This window comes from Methanosphaerula palustris E1-9c (assembly GCF_000021965.1).
GTDB classification, from domain to species: Archaea; Halobacteriota; Methanomicrobia; order Methanomicrobiales; family Methanospirillaceae; genus Methanosphaerula; species Methanosphaerula palustris.
This window is the reverse complement of sequence record NC_011832.1, coordinates 1928692-1949730: the sequence shown is the minus strand read 5'-3', so window position 1 is coordinate 1949730 and position 21039 is coordinate 1928692. Positions and strand designations below refer to the sequence as shown.

15 protein-coding genes are annotated in these 21039 nt (G+C 58.7%); 9 read left to right on the top strand and 6 right to left on the bottom strand.

From position 1 onward, the window contains the following. Positions 1 to 23 precede the first annotated feature (23 nt). A complete protein-coding gene (locus MPAL_RS09140) occupies positions 24 to 1682 on the bottom strand; it encodes an acyl-CoA synthetase (protein ID WP_012618459.1) in 1659 nt (552 codons plus the stop codon). 485 nt (positions 1683 to 2167) lie between these two features. Here MPAL_RS09140 and MPAL_RS09135 point away from each other — a divergent pair, with 485 nt between their 5' ends. The 6 genes from MPAL_RS09135 (at position 2168) to gltA (ending at position 10041) form a co-directional block, all read left to right on the top strand. Further along, positions 2168 to 3955, top strand: a complete 1788-nt coding sequence (locus MPAL_RS09135) for a right-handed parallel beta-helix repeat-containing protein (RefSeq protein ID WP_012618458.1) — start codon at positions 2168 to 2170, stop codon at positions 3953 to 3955. Between the two features lie 208 nt (positions 3956 to 4163). Continuing rightward, positions 4164 to 4721 (top strand): TIGR00296 family protein, encoded by a 558-nt coding sequence (locus MPAL_RS09130; RefSeq protein ID WP_048145303.1) that lies wholly within the window; start codon positions 4164 to 4166, stop codon positions 4719 to 4721. An 11-nt stretch (positions 4722 to 4732) separates the two neighbouring features. Then, positions 4733 to 6187: a tRNA guanosine(15) transglycosylase TgtA gene (gene tgtA / locus MPAL_RS09125; protein WP_012618456.1), complete on the top strand. Its 1455-nt coding sequence runs from the start codon at positions 4733 to 4735 to the stop codon at positions 6185 to 6187. Then, positions 6177 to 7802 (top strand): archaeosine synthase subunit alpha, encoded by a 1626-nt coding sequence (gene arcS, locus MPAL_RS09120; protein WP_012618455.1) that lies wholly within the window; start codon positions 6177 to 6179, stop codon positions 7800 to 7802. The genes tgtA and arcS overlap by 11 nt, the downstream gene beginning before the upstream one ends. 48 nt (positions 7803 to 7850) lie before the next feature. Continuing rightward, complete coding sequence (locus MPAL_RS09115) at positions 7851 to 8702, top strand: sulfide/dihydroorotate dehydrogenase-like FAD/NAD-binding protein (RefSeq protein WP_012618454.1); 852 nt, start codon at positions 7851 to 7853, stop codon at positions 8700 to 8702. After that, the gene (gene gltA, locus MPAL_RS09110; RefSeq protein ID WP_012618453.1) at positions 8695 to 10041 is read left to right on the top strand and encodes an NADPH-dependent glutamate synthase; all 1347 of its coding nucleotides are present in this window, start codon (positions 8695 to 8697) and stop codon (positions 10039 to 10041) included. Before MPAL_RS09115 ends, gltA begins: the two co-directional genes overlap by 8 nt. A 272-nt stretch (positions 10042 to 10313) precedes the next feature. Here the strand turns inward: gltA and MPAL_RS16305 are convergent, their stop codons facing one another. The 5 genes from MPAL_RS16305 to MPAL_RS09090 all read right to left on the bottom strand — a co-directional run bounded on the left by MPAL_RS16305 (position 10314) and on the right by MPAL_RS09090 (position 14563). Further along, positions 10314 to 10454 (bottom strand): hypothetical protein, encoded by a 141-nt coding sequence (locus MPAL_RS16305; RefSeq protein ID WP_158303662.1) that lies wholly within the window; start codon positions 10452 to 10454, stop codon positions 10314 to 10316. 72 nt (positions 10455 to 10526) lie between these two features. Beyond that, positions 10527 to 11147 (bottom strand): hypothetical protein, encoded by a 621-nt coding sequence (locus tag MPAL_RS09105; RefSeq protein WP_148208205.1) that lies wholly within the window; start codon positions 11145 to 11147, stop codon positions 10527 to 10529. Positions 11148 to 11195: 48 nt separating this feature from the next. Beyond that, on the bottom strand, positions 11196 to 12269 hold the full coding sequence (locus MPAL_RS09100; protein ID WP_012618451.1) for a GHMP kinase: 1074 nt from the start codon (positions 12267 to 12269) through the stop codon (positions 11196 to 11198). A 5-nt stretch (positions 12270 to 12274) separates the two neighbouring features. Continuing rightward, on the bottom strand, positions 12275 to 12835 hold the full coding sequence (locus MPAL_RS09095) for a ferredoxin domain-containing protein (RefSeq protein ID WP_012618450.1): 561 nt from the start codon (positions 12833 to 12835) through the stop codon (positions 12275 to 12277). A 69-nt stretch (positions 12836 to 12904) separates the two neighbouring features. Continuing rightward, entirely contained in the window at positions 12905 to 14563 is a 1659-nt protein-coding gene (locus tag MPAL_RS09090; RefSeq protein WP_012618449.1) for a putative manganese-dependent inorganic diphosphatase, read from the bottom strand. Between the two features lie 104 nt (positions 14564 to 14667). Here MPAL_RS09090 and uvrA point away from each other — a divergent pair, with 104 nt between their 5' ends. The 3 genes from uvrA to uvrB are packed head-to-tail and all read left to right on the top strand — an operon-like array spanning position 14668 to position 20989. Beyond that, on the top strand, positions 14668 to 17466 hold the full coding sequence (gene uvrA / locus MPAL_RS09085) for an excinuclease ABC subunit UvrA (RefSeq protein ID WP_048145301.1): 2799 nt from the start codon (positions 14668 to 14670) through the stop codon (positions 17464 to 17466). After that, positions 17463 to 19028, top strand: coding sequence for an excinuclease ABC subunit UvrC (uvrC, locus tag MPAL_RS09080; protein WP_012618447.1), 1566 nt, complete (start codon positions 17463 to 17465; stop codon positions 19026 to 19028). Before uvrA ends, uvrC begins: the two co-directional genes overlap by 4 nt. Further along, positions 19025 to 20989, top strand: coding sequence for an excinuclease ABC subunit UvrB (uvrB, locus tag MPAL_RS09075; protein WP_012618446.1), 1965 nt, complete (start codon positions 19025 to 19027; stop codon positions 20987 to 20989). Before uvrC ends, uvrB begins: the two co-directional genes overlap by 4 nt. Positions 20990 to 21039 lie beyond the last annotated feature (50 nt).

The window sequence follows — 21039 nt, the reverse complement described above, 5'->3', positions numbered from 1 at the left end:
AGATCACCGGTCATTTGAGTGTATTAACTGCTATCCGATCGTTCCTGTTCCAGTCTTCGCAGTTCATTTCTGCGGATCTTTCCTGATATGGTCTTGGGCAGTTCACTGACAAACTCGATGGCACGTGGATATTTATACGGTGCAGTGGTCCGTTTCACGTGGTTCTGGAGATCCTTGACCAGTGCCTCAGATGGTTCGAATCCCTGGTTCAAGATGACGAATGCCTTGACGATCAACCCTCTGATCATGTCGGGCGAACCCACAACCGCACACTCCTGGACTGATGGGTGCTCGAGCAGGGCACTCTCGACCTCGAAGGGTCCAATCCGGTAACCGGCACTCTTGATGACGTCGTCATCCCTTCCGATGAACCAGTAATACCCATCCTCATCCATGTATGCCTTGTCTCCAGTATAATACCAGCCATTTTTGAACGAGTCTTTATTGGCCTCCGGATTTTCAAGGTACTCGATGATCAGACCGACTGGCCATGGGTCAAGGTTAATGGCGATCCGTCCCTCTTCATGGATCGGCACCGGCTGTCCTTCGTCGTCGTGGAGTTCGATCTTCCATCCTGGTGCCGGTTTTCCCATTGAACCGGGTCGTGGTGAAATGCCCGGGAAGTTTCCGATACAGCAGACGGTTTCGCTCTGCCCGTATCCTTCGCAGATGGGAAGGCCGGTCCCCTCTTTCCAAACCCTGATCACCTCGGGGTTGAGTGGTTCACCTGCGGATACACATCTTCTGAGATCCTTGAGATCAAACTTATCGAGGTCTGCGAGGATGAGCATTCTATAGATTGTTGGGGGTGCACAGAAGGTGGTCACTTCATACTTTTCCAGAAGCGGCAGAATCTCAGTTGCATTGAATTTTCCTCTGATATCGAAGATCAGCAGGCATGCTCCCTGGATCCACTGTCCGAAGATATTTCCCCATGCATTCTTTGCCCAGCCGGTATCAGAGAGTGTGCAGTGGAGATCGGTGGGTCTGATGTCCTGCCAGAGGGCTGCGGTGACCTCGTGACCGAGAGCATATGCCTGGTTATGAAGGGCCATCTTGGGCTCGCCGGTGGTGCCTGAGGTGAAGTAGATCAGCATCGGATCGCTGGCCCGGGTCTTCCTTGTGATCGGGAGGGAGACCGTTCTGTGCGAAACCGGGGCGGGATAGAGCAGTTCATACTGGAACGACGCCCACCCTTTCTTTTCACCGTCGACCAGGAACCGGGTCGAGAGCGGCGGACACTGATCTGAGATCTCCTCGATCTTAGATGCGTTCTCCAGGTTCGTGATGATCATCTTGAACTTGCCGGCATTGATCCTGTACTTGAGGTCTTTTGGGGTGAGAAGCGTGGGGCAGGGGCAGAATACCGCACCGAGCTTGATCAGGGCGATGGCAAAGATCCACCACTCCGGGACCCGTGGGAGGAGGAGGATCACGCGATCACCTTTCTTGATTCCATACTTCAGGAGAATGTTTGCGGCCTGGTTGGAGAGATTTTTAAGATCTCTGTAGGTGAACTTCTTCTCGTCACCGTGTTCGTTCGTCCAGATCATCGCAAGCTGATTCCGATCCTTTGTTGCCCAGGCATCGATCACGTCAAAACCGAAATTAAAATTTTCAGGGACGGTGATCCTGAATTTCTCACAGGCTTCCTGGTACTCCATATGTTCAACTGGTTCCATACAATTCCAGTGTTAAGGTCAGCACAATATTTGATTAAGTTCTTGATCGATCCTTGAGAAGAGACGGTTTTTTTCCAATCTGGTGGTTTTTTTGGTGAATGTGCGCACGCCTTTCTTCTTAATAAAGTGATTGATCGGAACCTGAACGCGGGCACCGCAATATAAGCATCATTTTTTCCGTCAGATAAGGGCGCACCTCATTGCCTTCTATTTTAGTGTTTTTGTGGTACCAAAGAAATTTCATTTCGAGTCGCCGCAACTGGTTTCTGGACAAATATTCACCCTATGCATTCTATTATCCACCACAATTTTATTTACAAAAGATGGATATCTGGACGTAAAATAGGGTCTCTAGAGAGGAGATTAGATAAAATCCTGAACTGGTATATGAAGTTATAGAATTTTTTCAACAAATAATCTGCCATATTATTACCTTTGAGAATTTAGAAACAGTTTTATGGGGTGACTTCAAAGTATCAATTGCTATGAAGCACAGCCATTTTTTCAAGGCACTGTTGATCATGCTGGTGCTCGTCACCCTTGTGCCGTCGGCACTCGCTGCAGGATCGATCAGTGTCAATGGTCCGACTGTCATTTCATCGCCTGGAACGTATGTCCTTACCAAGGACATTTCAGGTGGTGGGTCACCCGCCATCTGGATCCAGTCTTCTGATGTGATCTTTGATGGTAATGGTCACACAATCGATGGGACCGGAACCTCAGGATCGTTTGGCATACTTGTGAACGGTGGGTCGGGACTCTCTCGTGTCACAGTCAAAAATGTGAAGTTAACCAACTGGCACTATGGCCTCTATTTTAAGGGTGTCAGCAATGGACAGATCAGCGGGGTCACTGCATCAAATAATAATAATGCCGGGATATGTCTGGCATACTCGAGCAACAATCAGGTAACTGGTTGTACCTCCACTGGCAACGAACAGGGTATTCTGATCTCGTTCGCCAGCAGTTACAATACGGTGAGCGGCAACACCGCAAGCAACAATTCCGACTCCGGTGTCTATGTGGCGTCCACGTCGTCGACGGTCTACGATACCACTGGTAACCAGATCAATGGAAACACCCTGAATGGAAATTATCAGGGTGTCTATGTTGTCTTCTCGAATGGGAACACTTTCACTGACAATTCGATGAGCGATAATTCTGATTATGGAATCTTCGCCGACTATGCAAGCGGCACCTCGATGATCAGGAACAGCATTTCGGGTTGTGGACAGAGTGGTGTGGTGCTCTATGATGCACGGGGTTGTATCATCTCCGGCAACACCGCGACCGGCAACACCGATTATGGTATCTGGCTCTCCTGCTCCTCAGGAAACACGATGAGTGGAAATACCCTGGTCAACAACAAGGGCGGGATAGCGCTCCTTGGGGATGATACGCTCACCTCCGATCAGAATATCGTCAACGGGAACAAGATCACTGACAACAGTGAATCAGGTCTCTTCCTCTGCCGGTCTTCAGGGAATACGATCACCAACAATTACCTCTCCAACACCCGGGATGTCATGATCGGTGGAACCGACCTCGCCAGTGTCTGGAGTGTCCAGACCAAGGCCGGCTCCTCGATCACCGGCGGGTCCACACTTGGTGGGAACTTCTGGGGTACTCCAAGTGGGACCGGATTCTCGCAGACGCATGCCGATGCGAACAACGACGGTATCTGCGATCAGTCCTACCAGTTCAGCGGTGCGAACGTCGATAAATATCCTCTGGTCGCATCAACATCAACCGGGTCAGGACCGACCCCCACCATTCCATTGCCGAACGCGACCACGGTGCCGGTGACCACGGTCACCCCCGATCCACAGGTGACGGTTCCTGTGGTAGTGGTGACTTCACTGCCGGTCGTTGTCATGCCGCCAGAGCCGACACCCAATACATCAACGACGGTGCAGACACCTGTGGCCAACACGACTCCATCGATTCCGGTTACGATTCCTGTGCCGACAGGGACGATCGTCACTCCTGTGACGAACACGACCCCAATCGCGACGCCCACGGTCACCATCACCGATAAGCAGTCTGATCCGATCAAGCCGATCGGAACCCTGACCACCCCGCCGAGGGACCTTGATGGGGATCACCGGTATGAGGATGTGAATGGCGATGGGAAGTTCAACTTTGACGATGTTGTGACCCTCTATAACGATCTCGATTCAATCACCGATCCCGCACAGATTATAGCATTCGACTTCAATGCGAATGCCAGAATCGATTTCGGTGATGTGGTGAAACTGAACTCGATGTTATAAGGTTCCTGAAGGAACCCGAGGTCCCTTTTTTTCTCTGATCCGTGATGATCGGTTCAGATCAATTTTGAATTGTCAAATGGTAGACTGAACAATCTGACTCATGATCTGATTTCAGAATTGGAGAATGGTGTGGTCCTGATTATACGTTGACGAGCGGATCGGCCTCCTGCTATACATAATAATCATGAATGCAATACATCCAGACACCATGTCTGACTTACGTGAAGAGGAAGGGAGACTGGCGGTGCGCCTTGCACGTCAGTCTCTCCATTCAACGGTCACCGGAGAACAGAATCCGCTCCCGTCCCTCCCACAGGTCTTTAACGAGAAGAGGGGCGTCTTTGTGACCCTGACCAGGTCCGGTCAACTGCGGGGATGCATCGGTTTTCCCTATCCGGTCGCCCCGCTCGGAGAAGCGATCGTCAACGCTGCCCATGCTGCTGCCGTTGAGGATCCCAGGTTTCATCCGGTTCGTGTTGAGGAACTGGATTCGATCAGGGTTGAGGTGACCGTCCTGACCGAACCAGTGGTGATCGAAGGGCCGGCGGCTGAAAGGGAAGAGAAGGTCGAGGTCGGCCGGCACGGTCTGATCGTCAAGGGACGGGGGACCAGCGGTCTCCTCCTTCCCCAGGTGGCGACCGAGTTCAATTGGGAGAGTGACGAGTTCCTGAACAGTGTCTGTGCTAAGGCCGGAATGGCTGGCAGATGCTGGCGTGATCAGGATGTGGAGGTCTCCACCTTTGAGGGCCAGATCTTTCATGAATAAGAGGAGAATGCATGTCATTTGGTTTTGAAGTCATTCATAAGGATATAGCCGGGCGAGTTGGAAAGCTGAAGGTCGGGGAGAAGGTGATCCGGACGCCGGCCCTGCTGCCGGTGATCAACCCTCACCTCCAGCTGGTCACGCCGCGGGAGATGGCAGACCTCGGGGTTGAGGCTCTGATCACGAACGCCTACATCTTCTACCGTTCCGCTCAATATCGAGAGCAGGCACTTGCAGAGGGGCTTCATAAACTTCTTGACTTCGACGGCGTGATCATGACCGATTCAGGGTCGTTCCAGCTCTCGGTCTACGGGGACGTCGAGGTGACCAATAAGGACACCCTCTCCTTCCAGAAGGCGATCGGTTCGGAGATCATCGTCCCGCTCGATATTCCCACCTCTCCTGCAGCTGACTACGAGACGGCGAAACACGAACTGGCGGTGACCCTCGAACGGCTCGATGAAGCCAGGGAGTTCATGGGTGAGGACTGTCAGCTCGCAGCGCCGGTGCAGGGCGGCATTTATACCGATCTCCGGGAGGAGGCCGGGGCTGCTGTCAGTGAACGCGGGTTCACCTTCTGTCCGATCGGGGCCGTTGTGCCGCTGATGGAGTCGTACCGGTACCAGGATCTGGTCAGGGTCGTGATGGCCGCGAAGAAGGGTCTCTCCCCTGCCGCCTGTATCCATCTCTTCGGAGCCGGACATCCGGCGATGTTCGCACTGGCCGTTGCGATGGGGTGCGACCTCTTCGATTCGGCTGCCTATGCCCTCTATGCCAAGGAGGGGAGGTACATGACGGTGCATGGATCCTTCAAGATCGGGGAACTGGCCGAACTCCCCTGCGCCTGCTCGGTCTGCCGGAGCCATACCGCCGATGAACTGAACAAGGCGCCAGACCGTGAGCGGTTGCTGGCGCTGCACAACCTGTATGTGACCCTCGCCGAGATCAGTCGAATCCGGCAGGCCATTCAGGACGGCACGCTCTGGGAACTGGTCGACGAGCGGTGCCGGGGGCATCCGCGCCTCTTATCAGGCTACCGCGAACTGCTCACCTATGCCGATGAACTCGAACAGTCTGACCGGGTCTCTAAGCGCCGGTTCTTCTACCGGGGGAGCGAGAGCTGCCTCCGGACCGAGGTCGGCCGGTATCATCAGATGGTCTCCCGGTTCACGCTCGGTGCGGAGGTGCTGGTGTCGTTCGACGGCACTGAGATCGAAGGCTATGACGACTGTCTCCTCTTCCGCCCGCCTTTTGGGCCGCTGCCGCAGGGGCTCTCCGAGACGTTCCCGGTGGGGCAGCACGAGGTTCCTGACTGGGATGACGAGATGGTGCTCCGGGGGTGCGAGGGGATCGCTGCTCTCCAGGAGAGCCATCCCGATTCAGCGATCACCGTGCTCTGTACCAGGGAATGGGAACCGCTGGTCCGGGCGGCACTGCCGGATGTCGGGGTGATCCTCAATGATATTTGAGATCCGATCACGGGACGGGCTGGCACGGTCGGGGATCCTCAGGGAGGGTGAGACCTCCCTGCGGTTGCCGGCTGTGGTGGATGCGTCTTCATTCTTCTCCACCAGCCTGGACCGCCCGTTCACCAACGTACCGCTCGGAGCCCCGCAGGGGTTGGCCGAACAGTATCTGGTCGCCGGAGAACATCCGACCACAGTCCATCCGCAGAAGCCTGTTCCTGTGCCGGACGGCGATATCGCGATGGTCGCAAACTGGCACACGGCACTGCAGAATCCGCGCCAGTATGTGGACTGGCTGATCAGCCTGAAGACCGATGTCCGGGCCGATACCGCCTGGTATGCCCCGGCAGCGGCCCTGCCCTCGACGGTCTGGATGCTGATCGCCACGGGGTTCGATCTCTTCGACACCACGGCTGTCGATCTGAAGTCGGCTCAGGGGATCTTCTGTCTGCCTGAAGGCGAGTTTCCGGCCGACCTGCTCGACCAGGGGGTCTGTGCCTGTCAGGGGTGCAGGGACCATGATCTGAAGGTTCACAACCGGCTCGCGCTAGAGGCTGAGGTGAACAGGGTCGGTGTCTTTTTGCAGAAGGGCCAGCTCAGGGAACTGGCCGAGGCCCGGTGCCGGTTGAATGCCGCGCAGGTCTCGGTCCTCCGGCACCTCGACAACCACTATGATTTTGTCGAGCAGTGGACACCGGTGGCCCGGACTGCCACCTTCAAGGCCAACTCAGGCGATTCGATGAACCGGCCCGAGGTGAAACGGTATATGGACCGGCTTCTGACCCGGTACATCCCGCCATCTGCCGAGGTCGCCGTCCTCCTTCCCTGTTCTGCACGAAAACCCTACTCGCGGTCGCAGAGCCACCGGAAGTTCATCAACACCGTCGCCGGCAGGGCGCATGAGATCATCATCACCTCTCCGCTCGGTGTCGTTCCCCGTGAGATCGAACTCTGTTACCCGGCCGCCCACTACGATGTGCCCGTGACTGGGTACTGGGACCGCGAAGAGGTGGCGGTTCTGGCCGATGTGCTGGCGAAGTACCTGGCCAAACACCAGTATCGGCGCGTGATCGCTCATCTGGAGGGAGGGGCGATGCAGGTGGCTGCGATGGCCGCCGACATCTGCGGGATCACTCTCGAATGCACGGTGAGGGATCACCCGACCTCTGGGGGATCGCTCTCGGCGCTGGATGCGGCGCTTGCCGGGGAACGGCGGGTCCGGTCCGATCAGATCAAGGGGATGCTCTCGTTCCAGTTCGATGCCGATGTCGACACGGCCGGGATGCAGGTCCGGGGCAAGTTCCCGCGTCTCTCGGTGATGCGGAACCGCCGACCGCTCTTCAGCCTCGACACCACCACCGGGATGCTCAGACCGACCTTCGAGGGCTGGTCGCTAATCCCCCGTGGATACCGGGTGGTCATCGACGATTTTGTTCCGCAGGGGGATATCCTGGCGCCGGGTGTGCTCAGTGCAGACCCGGTCATCAGGGAAGGGGACGAGGTCCTGGTCGAAGGGCCGCATGCGCTCGCCACCGGCAGAGCTGCGATGGGGGCCTTCGAGATGGCCCGTTCCAACCATGGTGTGGCGGTCAGAAGGCGTAAGGTAATGAAACGGTAGGTGAAAAGTATAGAATACACGTAGGTAGGAACGAGTGGAGTGAACGGGTTGTATAAGATCGAAGAGACGACGCAGCTGGCTGATCGGGTCCATCAGATATGGATCCGGGCCCCGCATGTGGCTCATCATGCACAGGCAGGCCAGTTCGTGATCATACGGATCGATGAGCAGGGTGAACGGATACCGCTGACGATCTCCGGGGTGAACGGAGACCTGGTCAGAGTGATCTTTATGGCAGTCGGGAAGACAACCCATCACCTCGCCTCCCTGGCGGCAGGGGAGCATGTTCGGGATGTTGCCGGGCCACTCGGCCGACCGAGCGAGATGATCAGCGGCGGGACCTGCGTGGTGATCGGGGGAGGAGTTGGTGTCGCCTCCACCCCGATCATCGCGAAGGCAGCAAAGGATGCCGGCAATCATGTGATCGGGATCATCGGGGCGCGAAACGCCGGTCTGTTGATCCTTGAGGACGAGATGCGTGCCGTCTGCGACGAACTCTTCATCACGACCGATGACGGGTCCAAGGGAACCCACGGTTTCGTCAGCGATGTTCTCAAGACGTTGCTCGCCGAGCGGAAACTCGATCTGGTCTGGGTCATCGGTCCGGCGATCATGATGAAGGTCACCTCTGGGGTTACGCAGCCGTTCGGGGTGAAGACCTTCGTGAGTCTGAACCCTATCATGGTCGACGGGTCAGGGATGTGCGGTTCCTGCAGGGTGATCGTCGGTGGCGAGACCAGGTTCGCCTGTGTGGACGGCCCCGAGTTCGATGCGCACCAGGTCGACTTCAACAGTCTGATGGCCAGGCAGCGCGTCTATACCGAGGAGGAGAAGGTGGCTCTCGAGCGGCACCAGGCAGCTCATTGTGGCTGTGAAGAGGGAGGAAACCATCATGCTTGATCGCAAGGTAAACGAACGGATCCGGGACTTTCATGAGGTCGCGCTCGGTTTTTCAGCAGACGAGGCGATCCTCGAGGCAGAGCGGTGCCTTCAGTGCAAAAAACCGCTCTGTGTGACTGGTTGCCCGGTCGGGATCGACATTCCGGCGTTCATCAGCGCCATCGCTGCAGGGGACTTCTCGGTTGCAGCCACCACGATCAAGGAGCAGAACATGCTCCCTGCGATCTGCGGCAGGGTCTGTCCGCAGGAGACCCAGTGTGAGGGGGCCTGTGTCCTGAAGAACAAGGACACACCGATCAATATCGGTGCCCTGGAACGGTTCGCCGCGGATTGGGAGCGGGAACGTGGTTTTTCCGCCGAACAGAAGTCACGGGAACAGACCGGCCGCCGTGTGGCGGTCGTCGGTTCGGGCCCGGCCGGGTTGACTGCAGCAGCAGAGCTGGCCCGCCGCGGACATAAGGTTACGATCTTTGAATCGCTTCACGAAGCCGGGGGGGTGCTCAGTTATGGGATCCCGGCATTCCGACTCCCCAAAGAGATTGTGAAGGCCGAGATCGATCAGGTGCTCGCCATGGGGGTCGACCTGAAGGTGAACTACCTGGTCGGCCGGTCGGTCTCTGTTCCGGAACTGCTCGCCTTCGATGCGGTCTTCATCGCCACCGGCGCAGGTCTGCCCGGGTTCATGGGGATCGAGGGCGAGCAGATGAATGGTGTCTACTCGGCCAATGAGTACCTGACCAGGGTGAACCTGATGCATGCAGACCAGTTCCCGGTCTTTGACACCCCGGTCAAAGCCGGGAGCCGGGTCGTTGTGGCCGGCGGGGGCAATGTCGCCATGGATGCGGCCCGTGTCGCCCGCCGGATGGGTGCCAGGGTCACGCTGGTCTACCGGAGGCGGGAGGAGGATCTCCCGGCTCGAAGGGAAGAGGTCGTGCACGCCCTGGAGGAAGGAGTCGAGATCATTAACTGCGCCGCTCCAATTCGTCTCCTCGGCGACGGGGTGGTCACTGGTGTCGAATGCGTGACGATGAAGATGTGCGGGCTCGATGGCAGCGGCCGGCCCACCCCTGAGCCGGTGGCCGACCAGACCTTTGTGATCGATGCCGATGTCTTCATCGAGGCGATCGGTCAGAGCCCGAACCCGCTGCTCATCCGGGAGGTCAGCGGCCTCTCGATCGGTGCGCGTGGAAATCTGGTCGTCGACGATGACGGGCGGACCAGTATCGGGCATGTCTTTGCCGGTGGGGATGTGGCCACCGGCGCTGCTACGGTGATCCTTGCGATGGGTGCCGGAAAGACCGCAGCAGCGGCGATCGATCGTATGTTTAAAGAGCAGTGATCCTTTGCCCTGATCGGAGGTATTGAACCCTCCAAACCCAATTTTCATTCATTTTTTAAGGAAACTCGTCAGATATCTGATTGAGGTGATTCAGATATATTTAAATCGGGGTAATTCAAAATTAGTTCATCTATGTCGAAGAGATCTCTGATGATGGGTCTTGGTCTGGTTTTACTATTCAGTATGCTCTTTGCTGGATGTGTGAATACCTCTCCTACAGCCGTTAACACCACTACAACCTCTGTCACCGCCAACGTGACCGTTACTGCCAGTCACACCACTGCGACGGTCGCCCCGAACGTGTCGATAAAGCCGAATATTACCCCGACGCTTGGTAATATCACCACCAATGCATCGCTGAATACGACTGTGGTGAACACGACTCTGAATGCGACCGGCAATAAAACGGTCAACGCTACGGCCAACGCCACCGCCAATGTCACACCAACTGATTACATCGAGCAGGACTCAGGCTCTGCTGTCAGTTACGGAGATACTGCACTGGTGACAGGGCTGTCCACCGTCAGCCCGGTTGTCACGAACCCGGACGGCAGCATCGTCGTTGCAACCACCCTTCCATCGGTTCTGGTCCCCGGTACTGATGCCGGCACAGCCACTGGCACAGCCACCGGCACGACGACTGGAACAACCGGCGCAACCACCGGAACAACCGGCACAACAACTGGCACGGTATCGACTGGATCGACCGGCACCATCTCCAGCACCGGTGTTTCGACCACAGGTGCTGCAGTCACGACCCAGTCTTCAACCGGTTCAACAACCACGGTGAGAACCTCTTCACCGACCGCAGTGCCGACCTCGGTGAGAACCTCTTCGCCAACCTCAGTGAGAACTTCTTCCCCCACTGCAGAGCCGACTACCGTGAGAACCTCTTCCCCGACTGCAGCGCCGACCACAGAGAGGACCTCTTCCCCGACTGCAGCGCCGACCACGGAACGGACTTCGGTTCCAACTGTGCCAACTGCAGCGCCTTCCACGACCCAGCTTCCACAGCCAATCCAGACCGCACTTCCAACAGCACTTCCGTTCTGATCGACAGCGACCAGACCGGATACAACACTTTTTTTCTCATCAATTGATGGCATCAGCATTGTCGGCGCTTTCACAAACCGACCAAAAAAGGGAATAATTCCTTACGGATACTGTATCTGCAGTCCGATGTTGTCAACCATCGTCTCGATGGCCACGGAAAGATCAAGGGGTTTGAGCAGTTCTTCGACGGTTTTCCGGTCTTTTCGTGTGATCAGGGCGATCGACGGGCCGACCGAGGACATCCCGACGAACTCGAACCCTGCGTTCCGAAGCCGGCTCATCTGATAATAGAGTTCGAAGCTGTGGTGCTCCACCTCGGCCCGCTTGGAGCCGCGGAACTCGATCTCCCAGATCACATCCCCCGCCCGCTTCACGTCTTCCTTCTCAAGGGCAGGGATCAGGTCCATCAGTACCATGTAGGCCTTCAGTTCCCGGTCCTGATAGTCGAGCGATCTGGCCCTGTTCATCAGCAGGTCGAACTCCTGCGCACCGGCCGAGGATGTGTCGCTCTCCGGTATCACGATGTAGACCTGGTAGCCTTCGGCGAACGGATGCTGGTAGGCCAGGACCAGTTCGTCGCCCATCACCGCAAAGCCGCCGTAGGTGCTGACTGCAGGACCGACACCAGTCTCAAACCCGAACGCGATCGTCCCTTCGGCGGTCTCTTCGACGTAGTTGTGCCCCAACAGCAGCCGGATCTGCTCGTCGGTGAGAGGAGAACCGAGCACTGTGTTGATGGCGTGGGCGACGACGGTCAGGATCGTGGAGGTCGACCCGAGTCCGATATGGGCATAGGTGTGGTCCTCGGCAGTGATCTTCAGCCCGCCGGTATACCCGGTGAGCTTCACCATGAGGGAGACGAGGTGACGGAGCAGCGGCTCGCGGGAGTAGGAGATCTCGATCCCTGCCGGCGTGCACTCGGCCGTGGCTGTGCAGTACAGCTGAATGGCAAACCCGATCCCTCCCCCACCAGGATGCTCAGGGGCGAACCGGTTCATATCCAGCACGGTCAGGTGGATGCGGGACGGTGCACGCACGGTCACCGGCCCATCCACCGGTCTCACAGCATCTGTCAGGTCGAAGCCCAGTGTCTGGAGGTACTCCCCAGGTTGAAAGGTCTTGAAATCGTATTCGACGAGGTCCAGGTCCCCGCCTCTGATCATCATCGTGGCCATGCTCGTTACATCCGCTGCCGATCGAAGTACGGGCTCTTTCCGCTGGCACTGACCGGCACCCCGAAGGCCACCGTGCAGTCCTCCAGCCATCCGAGCGAGAGGGCGGCGACCCCTGCCGAGTACATCACCCGGTTGTCCACGTTATGAATCGACGCGGTCTTCACCGCCGACCCGATGGCGATCCCGAGGTCGGTGATCCGGAGCACACAACTGGGGGCGATGAAGGGGCTCTCGTTGGATTCGTTCTCCTTCTTCTCAAAGGCATCCAGCATCTCGCGACAGGTCGGGAACCCGCAGCCCCCGCAGTTGACGCCGGCTGTCACCTCCCCATGCGTCCCGACGAGCAGGCAGGCATCGCTGATGCTGATATTCTCAGCATCGCGAACGAAAAACCGGATATTCCGCTGTTCGCTGATCGTTCGCATCTCCTCCGCCAGGGCCAGGAGTTCCTCGCCTTCAGCGACCCGTATCACCAGGGAATCTTCACCTTTGGCTTTGGGGGCTGTGCGTGCAGAGAGGGCCATCAGGTCGGCCACCATCCTGACCGCACGTGTTTCTTCGTTCATAGAGATGCGTTATGCTCTCTCATCATGTAAAGGATGATTGTCGGATCAGAGGATCCGACGAAGAAGAGATTAGAGTCTCCTGACCAGCTGACCGATATGGGGCAGGAAGTCCTTCTTTCGGGACATCACGTTCTCGAGCCGCCGTGGTTGCAGACAGAGTTCCAGTTTCTGCAGGGCCAGTTCATCCCCGGCAGCGAAGACCTCGCTGGCGTTCTCGAAGACGCTGGTGAAGAGGGTGATCGCAAAGTCGACCTTCTGAGCTCTCCGCTGGGCTGCCAGTTCTGCACGGATCTCTTCGGCATGCTGGCTGGTGAATGCGAACGACGGGACCATCACCTGTCCGATCAGCAGGGACTTCCCGAAGAGGTCGTAGTGCTTGGTATCCCTGGCCAGCAGCCCGGTGATCGGCAGACCCTCGAGGGCCATCCCCTTCTCGATCAGACGGGTGCCGAGATCCTGGAAATCGATGCCGAGCAGGTCCGAGAGGTAGGTGACCGCCTTCCGGTCGGCCTCGGTGGTCGTCGACATCCGGAGGACCAGGGTGTCCGAGAGGATCCCGCAGAGGAGGAGCCCGGCCGTCGACCGGGACGGCGTGCGTCCCCGGGCCGTGAACATGGTCGTGATGATCGTGGAGGTGGAACCGACCGGCTCGTTGATGAACCGGATCGGTCGGAGTGTCGAGATCACCCCGAGCCGGTGGTGATCGATGATCTCGACGATGTCGGCGTACTCGATCCCGTCCACGGCCTGGGCGGCCTCGTTGTGGTCGAGCAGGACGACCGACTTCTGGATCTCCTGCATCAGGGTCGTCCGCGAGAGCATCCCGAGGAAGGTCCCTCCCTCCCCGGTCACGCAGGCGGTCCGGAACTTCGAGGTCGAGATCTGGTTCTTGGCAAACTCGAGCGAGTCCTCCCTGCTGACGATCGGAATGTCGGTCTCCATCACCAGACTGGCCGGCAGGGAGAGGTGGATCATCTTTCCGACCCCGAACGCATCGAGCGCCGTGGCCAGCACCGATACCCCCTGGGCCCGGGCTGCATTGATCACCCGGTCGCCGACCGGGGCGCCGTCGGCGATGATCAGGGCTGCAATCCCTGCTGAGATGAGGGCGAGCTGGGCCGGCTCGTTATCCCCGACGATCGCGACATCGTTCGCAGTCAGCCGGGAGAGGGTGACGTGGAGGGCATCGATCGCGGTGTAGACCTTTCCTTCCAGCTGCTCCTCGGCGGCCACCACGGTCTGTGCACTCAGGATCTGTTCGAGCACGTCCAGCCGGATCGGCCCGATGGATAACTGCTCCATCCGCTGCCTGGTCACATACGCCCTCGCAAGCCCATATTCGCTGACAAGACCGAGCAGGATCCCCCGGTCGTCGGTGATCGGCATGTTCCGCATGTCGTACTGGTCCATCATCGTGGCCACGTCGACGGTCGGAAGATCCTTCTGGGCGCACCGGGTGTCGATGAACGGAATATCGGCCACGTTGGGTTCCACGCTCTCGATGTACACCGGTGCCTCGACCTCGAAGGTCTCCAATGCAAAGGCGGTCTCAGGGTTCACCTCGCCGCACCTGGCAGGGATGTAGGTTCTGGTTCCCTCGTTCGAGGGCTCGTTGTTCTGGAGTTCTGCGTAGCCGATGACGCTGCAGATACTGTCAGTATCCGGTTGTTTATGTCCGATCACATAGATACTATTGATATGAATCCCCCCATCCGGATGAGTCTCCATCTATTGGGTCTCCGTGCAGATATGTATAATCGATGTGGTCCGTCGGCCCGTGCGTCAAAAGAAGTCTCTATATGGGAGCGAACCCTCTAATTTCTGACGATACCATGAGGGAGATCATCATCAAAGGGGCGAGGGAGCATAACCTCAAGAATATCAGCGTGGTGCTCCCCCGTGACAAACTGATCGTCTTCACCGGCCTGTCCGGTTCAGGAAAATCGACGCTCGCGTTCGATACGCTCTATGCCGAAGGGCAGCGGCGGTATGTGGAATCCCTCTCCACCTATGCCCGGCAGTTTCTCGGGGTGATGCACAAGCCGGATGTGGACTCGATCGAAGGGCTCTCTCCTGCGATCTCGATCGAGCAGAAGACCACCTCCAAGAACCCGCGCTCCACGGTCGGCACGATCACCGAGATCTACGACTACCTCCGGCTTCTGTATGCGAGGATCGGAACACCCTACTGCCCGGTGCACAACATCAAGATCGAATCGCAGACCCCGGAACGGATCGCCGATACGATCACCGCGGAGCAGGCCGGCATGGTGACGATTCTCGCCCCGATCATCAGGCAGAAGAAGGGGACCTACCAGCAACTCTTCAAGGACCTGAACCGGGAGGGGTTTGCCAGGGTCCGGGTGAACGGGACGATCGTTCGGACCGACGAGGAGATCACCCTCGACCGGTACAAGAAGCACACTATCGATATCGTGCTCGACCGGTTCGATACGATCGACCGGACCCGCCTCGTCGAGAGCATCGAGGTCGGGCTGAAGCGAGCCGAGGGGCTGATCATCGTTGTGGACGAGGAGGGGAAAGAGACGACCTACTCCTCGCTGATGGCCTGCCCGATCTGCGGGATCTCCTTCGAAGAACTCCAGCCGCGGATGTTCTCGTTCAACAGTCCGTTCGGCGCCTGCGAGGAGTGCAACGGTCTCGGTTTCCGGATGGTCTTCGATCCGGACCTGATCATCCCTGACAAGAGCCTCTGTATCGTGGACGGGGCGATCGCCCTGTATCGGAATGTCCTGGAGGGCTTCCGGGGTCAGCAGCTCGACACCGTCGCCAAGAGTTTCGGTTTCGACCTCTTCACGCCCATCCAGGATCTGACTGAAGAGCAGTACAATGGGCTGATGTTCGGTTCTGACAAGCAGATCGACTTCTCGGTCACGATGAAGCAGGGGGATGTACACTGGTCTCACCGGGGTACCTGGGAGGGGCTCCTCCCGCAGGCTGAACGGTTGTATCATCAGACGCAGTCTGAATACCGGAAGAAGGAACTTGAGAAGTTCATGCGGATCTATGAGTGCCCCACCTGTAAGGGAGCCCGGCTGAAGGAGAAGATCCGGGCGGTCCGGATCAATGATCGATCCATCGTCGATGTGACCCGTCTCTCGGTCACCGCCTGTCGGGATTTCTTTGCTAACCTGACGCTGACCCCGAAACAGGCAGAGATCGCCATGCTGGTGGTCAAGGAGATCACCGACCGGCTGAACTTCCTCGAACGGGTCGGGCTCGGGTACCTGAACCTCTCGCGGTCGGCAGGGACGCTCTCTGGTGGAGAAGCCCAGCGGATCCGGCTGGCGACTCAGATCGGGGCGAACCTGATGGGGGTGCTGTACGTGCTGGACGAGCCCTCGATCGGTCTCCATCAGAGGGATAACCAGCGACTGATCGATTCACTCTGTGCGCTCCGCGATCTGGGCAACACGCTGATCGTCGTCGAGCATGACGAGGAGACGATCCGTCATGCCGACTACGTGGTCGACATCGGCCCCGGGGCCGGGGTGCACGGCGGTCAGGTGGTGGCCAAGGGGACGCCGCTTCAGATCGAGCGGTCGATCAACTCGCTGACCGGGCTGTACCTCGCCGGCTCGCTCAAGATCGATACTCCGAAATGGCGGCGGTCCAGCGACCACTTCATCAGAATCACCGGGGCGGCCGAGAACAACCTCAAGGGGATCGATGTCCAGTTCCCGATCGGGGTGCTGACGGTGGTGACCGGTGTCTCCGGCTCCGGGAAATCGACGCTGGTCTATGATATCCTGTACAAGGCCCTGCAGAAGAAACTGAAGAGAAGCAGCGAACCGGCTGGAAAACACGAGTCGTTGACGCTCGATTCCGAGATCGACAAGGTGATCGTGATCGACCAGAGTCCAATCGGTCGGACCCCCCGGTCCAACCCTGCCACGTATACCAAGATCTTCGACGAGATCCGGTCGGTCTTCGCCGGGGTGCCGGAGGCGAAGGTGCGGGGGTACCAACCCGGCCGGTTCTCGTTCAATGTCAAGGGCGGACGGTGCGAGGCCTGCCAGGGCGACGGGCTGATCAAGATCGAGATGAACTTTCTGCCCGAGGTCTATGTGGAGTGCGAGGAGTGCAAGGGGAAGCGGTACAACCGCGAGACCCTTGAGGTGAAGTACAAGGGTCATTCCATCGCCGATGTGCTGGATATGTCCGTCGATGAGGCGCTCCATCTCTTCGAGTCGCTTCCGGCGATCAGAACCAAACTCGAGACCCTCTCCCGGGTCGGCCTCGACTATATCAAACTCGGACAGTCGTCGACGACTCTCTCCGGCGGTGAAGCGCAGCGGATCAAACTGACCCGGGAACTGGCCAAGCGGGCGACCGGCAAGACGCTCTACCTGCTCGACGAGCCGACGACCGGCCTCCACTTCCATGATGTGAAGAAACTGATCCAGGTGCTGGACGACCTGGTCAAGAAGGGGAACTCGGTGCTGGTGATCGAGCACAACCTGGACGTCATCAAGTCTGCCGACCATGTGATAGACCTCGGACCGGACGGAGGTGACCGGGGCGGACAGGTGATCGCGACCGGAACGCCGGAGGAGATCGCGGCGACGCCGGGCAGTTACACAGGGGAGTACCTGAAGAAGGTGTTATGACCGTCGAGCCTCCTGTCGATCTGAACACCCTTCCGACGGCTCCGGGCTGCTACCTGTACCATGATGTGGACGGGACGGTCATCTATGTCGGCAAGGCCAAGAACCTGAAACGGCGGGTGTCGAGTTACTTCCAGCGGCACGACCTCGATCCCAAGACCGAGGCCCTGGTCTCTCATATCGCCTCGATCCAGTTCATCGTCACCAACAACGAGGTCGAGGCGCTCCTCCTTGAGAACAACCTGATCAAGCGGCACTGGCCGAAGTACAACATCAGCCTGAAGGACTCGAAGACCTATGCGTATATCCTCAGGACCGATGAGGAGTTCCCCCGGTTCGTGGTGGCGCGGGACCGGGACCAGCCGGGGACCTACTTCGGTCCGTTCACCTCGGGCCTTGAGCGCGATTACCTCCTCCGTGCCCTCAAACACGCGTTTCTGATCCGATCGTGCCGGCGCCTGCAGAAGCGGGCATGCCTTCGGTATCATATGCAGTCCTGCCTGGGGCCCTGTGTCGGTGCGATCAGCCGGGAGGAGTACGCAAAACAGGTCTGCCGGGCCGAGGCGGTGCTGAGTGGGAAAGGGGACGATCTGATCGCGGCCCTGAAGGAGGAGATGGCCGCCCGGTCCGAGGCGGAGGAGTTCGAGCAGGCCCTCGTCATCCGCGATCAGATCCAGGCGATCGAACGGCTGCAGGAGCATCAGCGGGTGCAGCGGCAGAAGAACTATGATGAGGACGTCATCAACTACCTGGTCGTCGACGGGACGGTCTACCTCGCCCTCTTCAACATCTACCGGGGGACGCTCGGTCAGAAGGAGGAGTACGTCTTTCCGTTCCACCAGGGGTTTCTGGATGAGTTTCTCGTCCAGTACTATGCCGATCACCCGGTCCCGAAGGAGGTGCTCGTCCCCCACGAGGTCGACGGGTCGATCGCAGAGTTCCTCGGGGAGATGAAGGGGCAGAAGGTCGGGGTCACCGTTCCGCAGCGGGGGGACCGGAAGAACCTGCTCGACCTGGTCAAAACCAATATCGAGACCCAGTTCTTCGGCGATCGGATCAAGGTGGAGGAACTCAAAAAGGCGCTCCACCTCCCGACATCACCCGGCGTGATCGAGTGCTTCGATATCTCCCACCTGAGCGGAACGGCGATGGTCGGGGTGATGGTCCAGTTCCGTGACGGCCGGCCCGACCGGAAGAACTACCGGAAGTTCCGGATCAGAACGGTCGAGGGGATCGACGACTTCCGTGCCATCGCCGAGGTGGTCCGGCGGCGGTACAGCCGGCTTCAGCGGGAGCAGAAGCGGATGCCCGACCTGATCGTCGTCGACGGCGGTAAGGGGCAGCTCCATGCGGCAGCCGACGAACTGGCATCCCTCGGGCTGAAGGTTCCGCTGATCGCGCTCGCCAAGCGGGAGGAGGAGGTCTTCATGCCAGGGCTCTCCCTGCCGATGCCGCTCGACCGGCGCTCGAAGGCCTCGCTCTTTCTGCAGCAGATCCGGGACGAGACCCATCGGAGTGCGATCACCTACAATAGAACCCTCCGGAGGAAGAAGGTGGTACCATGAAGAGGACAGAAGATCAGCAGCATCCATTCAAACTTGTTTCACCCTTCGAACCGAAGGGGTCCCAGCCCGAGGCGATAGAGCAGCTGGTGCAGGGTCTCTCTGACGGGCCCGCCCGCCAGACCCTGCTCGGGGTCACCGGGTCAGGGAAGACCTTTACGATCGCGAACGTCATCGCAGCCGTCCAGCGGCCGACGCTGGTCATCGCCCACAATAAGACCCTGGCCGCCCAGCTGTACAATGAATTCAAGGACTTCTTCCCTGAGAACCGGGTCGAGTACTTCGTCTCGTACTACGACTATTACCAGCCCGAGTCCTATATCCCGCAACGGGATCAGTACATCGAGAAGGACTCGCAGATCAACCCGAAGATCGAGCAGATGCGGCTCGCGACGACCGCATCGCTGATGAGCCGGCGCGACGTGATCGTCGTCGCCTCGGTCTCCTGCATCTACGGTCTCGGCAATCCGGAGAACTTCCAGTCGATGGGGTTCGAACTGAAGGTGCACGACCGGGTGCAGCGTCGAGCGCTCCTTCTGCGCCTGGTCGAGATCCAGTTCGAGCGGAACGATCTCGAACTGATGCCCGGGAGGTTCCGGGTGAAGGGGGACACGATCGATATCATCCCCGGGTACTTCAACAATATTATTCGGATCGAACTCTTCGGCGACGAGATCGAGCGGATCATGGAGATCGACCGGAACACCGGGGAGAAGCGGGAGAGCATGGACTACTTCTTCGTCTACCCGGCCCGCCACTTCGTGATCCCCGAGGAGACCCGGAAGCGTGCGATGGCGTCGATCCGGGAGGAACTCGAGGAACGGTTGCCTGAACTCGGGCTGATCGAGTCGCACCGGCTCGCCCAGCGGACTCAGTACGATCTGGAGATGATGGAGGAGACCGGGAGCTGCAAGGGGATCGAGAACTATTCCCGTCATTTCGACTTTCGCAAGGCCGGGGAGAAGCCGTACTGCCTCCTCGACTACTTCCCCGACGACTTCCTGATGGTGATCGACGAGAGCCACCAGACGATTCCGCAGGTCCACGGGATGTACAAAGGGGACTATTCACGCAAGAAGTCCCTGATCGACTACGGGTTCCGGCTTCCGAGCGCTTTTGACAACCGGCCGCTGAAGTTCGAAGAGTTCGAGCGGTACATGAAGGACGTGATCTATGTCTCTGCGACCCCGTCCCGGTACGAGCGCGAGACGTCGATCCAGGTGGTCGAACAGATCATCCGGCCGACCGGCCTCATCGACCCGCCGGTGACGATCCGGCCGACCGATGGGCAGACCGTCGATGTGATCAGGGAGGTGAAGAAGGTGATCGCCCGGGGCGACCGGGCCCTGATCACCACCCTGACCAAGCGGCTCGCTGAGGAACTGACCGAGTACCTCGCCGACCGTGGGATCCGGACCCGGTACCTGCACTCTGAGATCGACACGATCGAACGGACCGAGATCATCCGACAGCTCAGGCTCGGGGAGTTCGATGTGCTGGTTGGGATCAACCTGCTTCGGGAAGGGCTCGACATCCCCGAGGTCGGGTTCATCGGGATCCTCGATGCGGACAAGGAGGGGTTCCTGCGGGACGCCCGGTCCCTGATCCAGATCATCGGGCGGGCTGCCCGGAACATGCACTCGTATGTGGTCCTGTACGCTGACACCATGACCGACTCGATCAAAACGGCCCTCAGCGAGACCGAACGGCGGCGGACCCTGCAGATCGCCTACAACGAGGAGCACCATATCGTCCCCGAGACGATCAGAAAGCCGATCCGGGAGAAGGAGATCGACCTGAAGGATGTCAAGCACCTGCCGCGAAAGGAGATCCCGAACCTGCTGATCGCCCTCGATGCCGAGATGAAGCAGGCCGCCGAGGTGCTCGACTTCGAGCGGGCGATTGCCCTTCGCGAGCGGATCAAGCAGCTCAATGCCCGTGCTGCCGAGGATGGAGAGATCTGATTGAAAAGAGGGAGGACGACCCCTCTGATCTGTTCATCCCCGAAGATCCA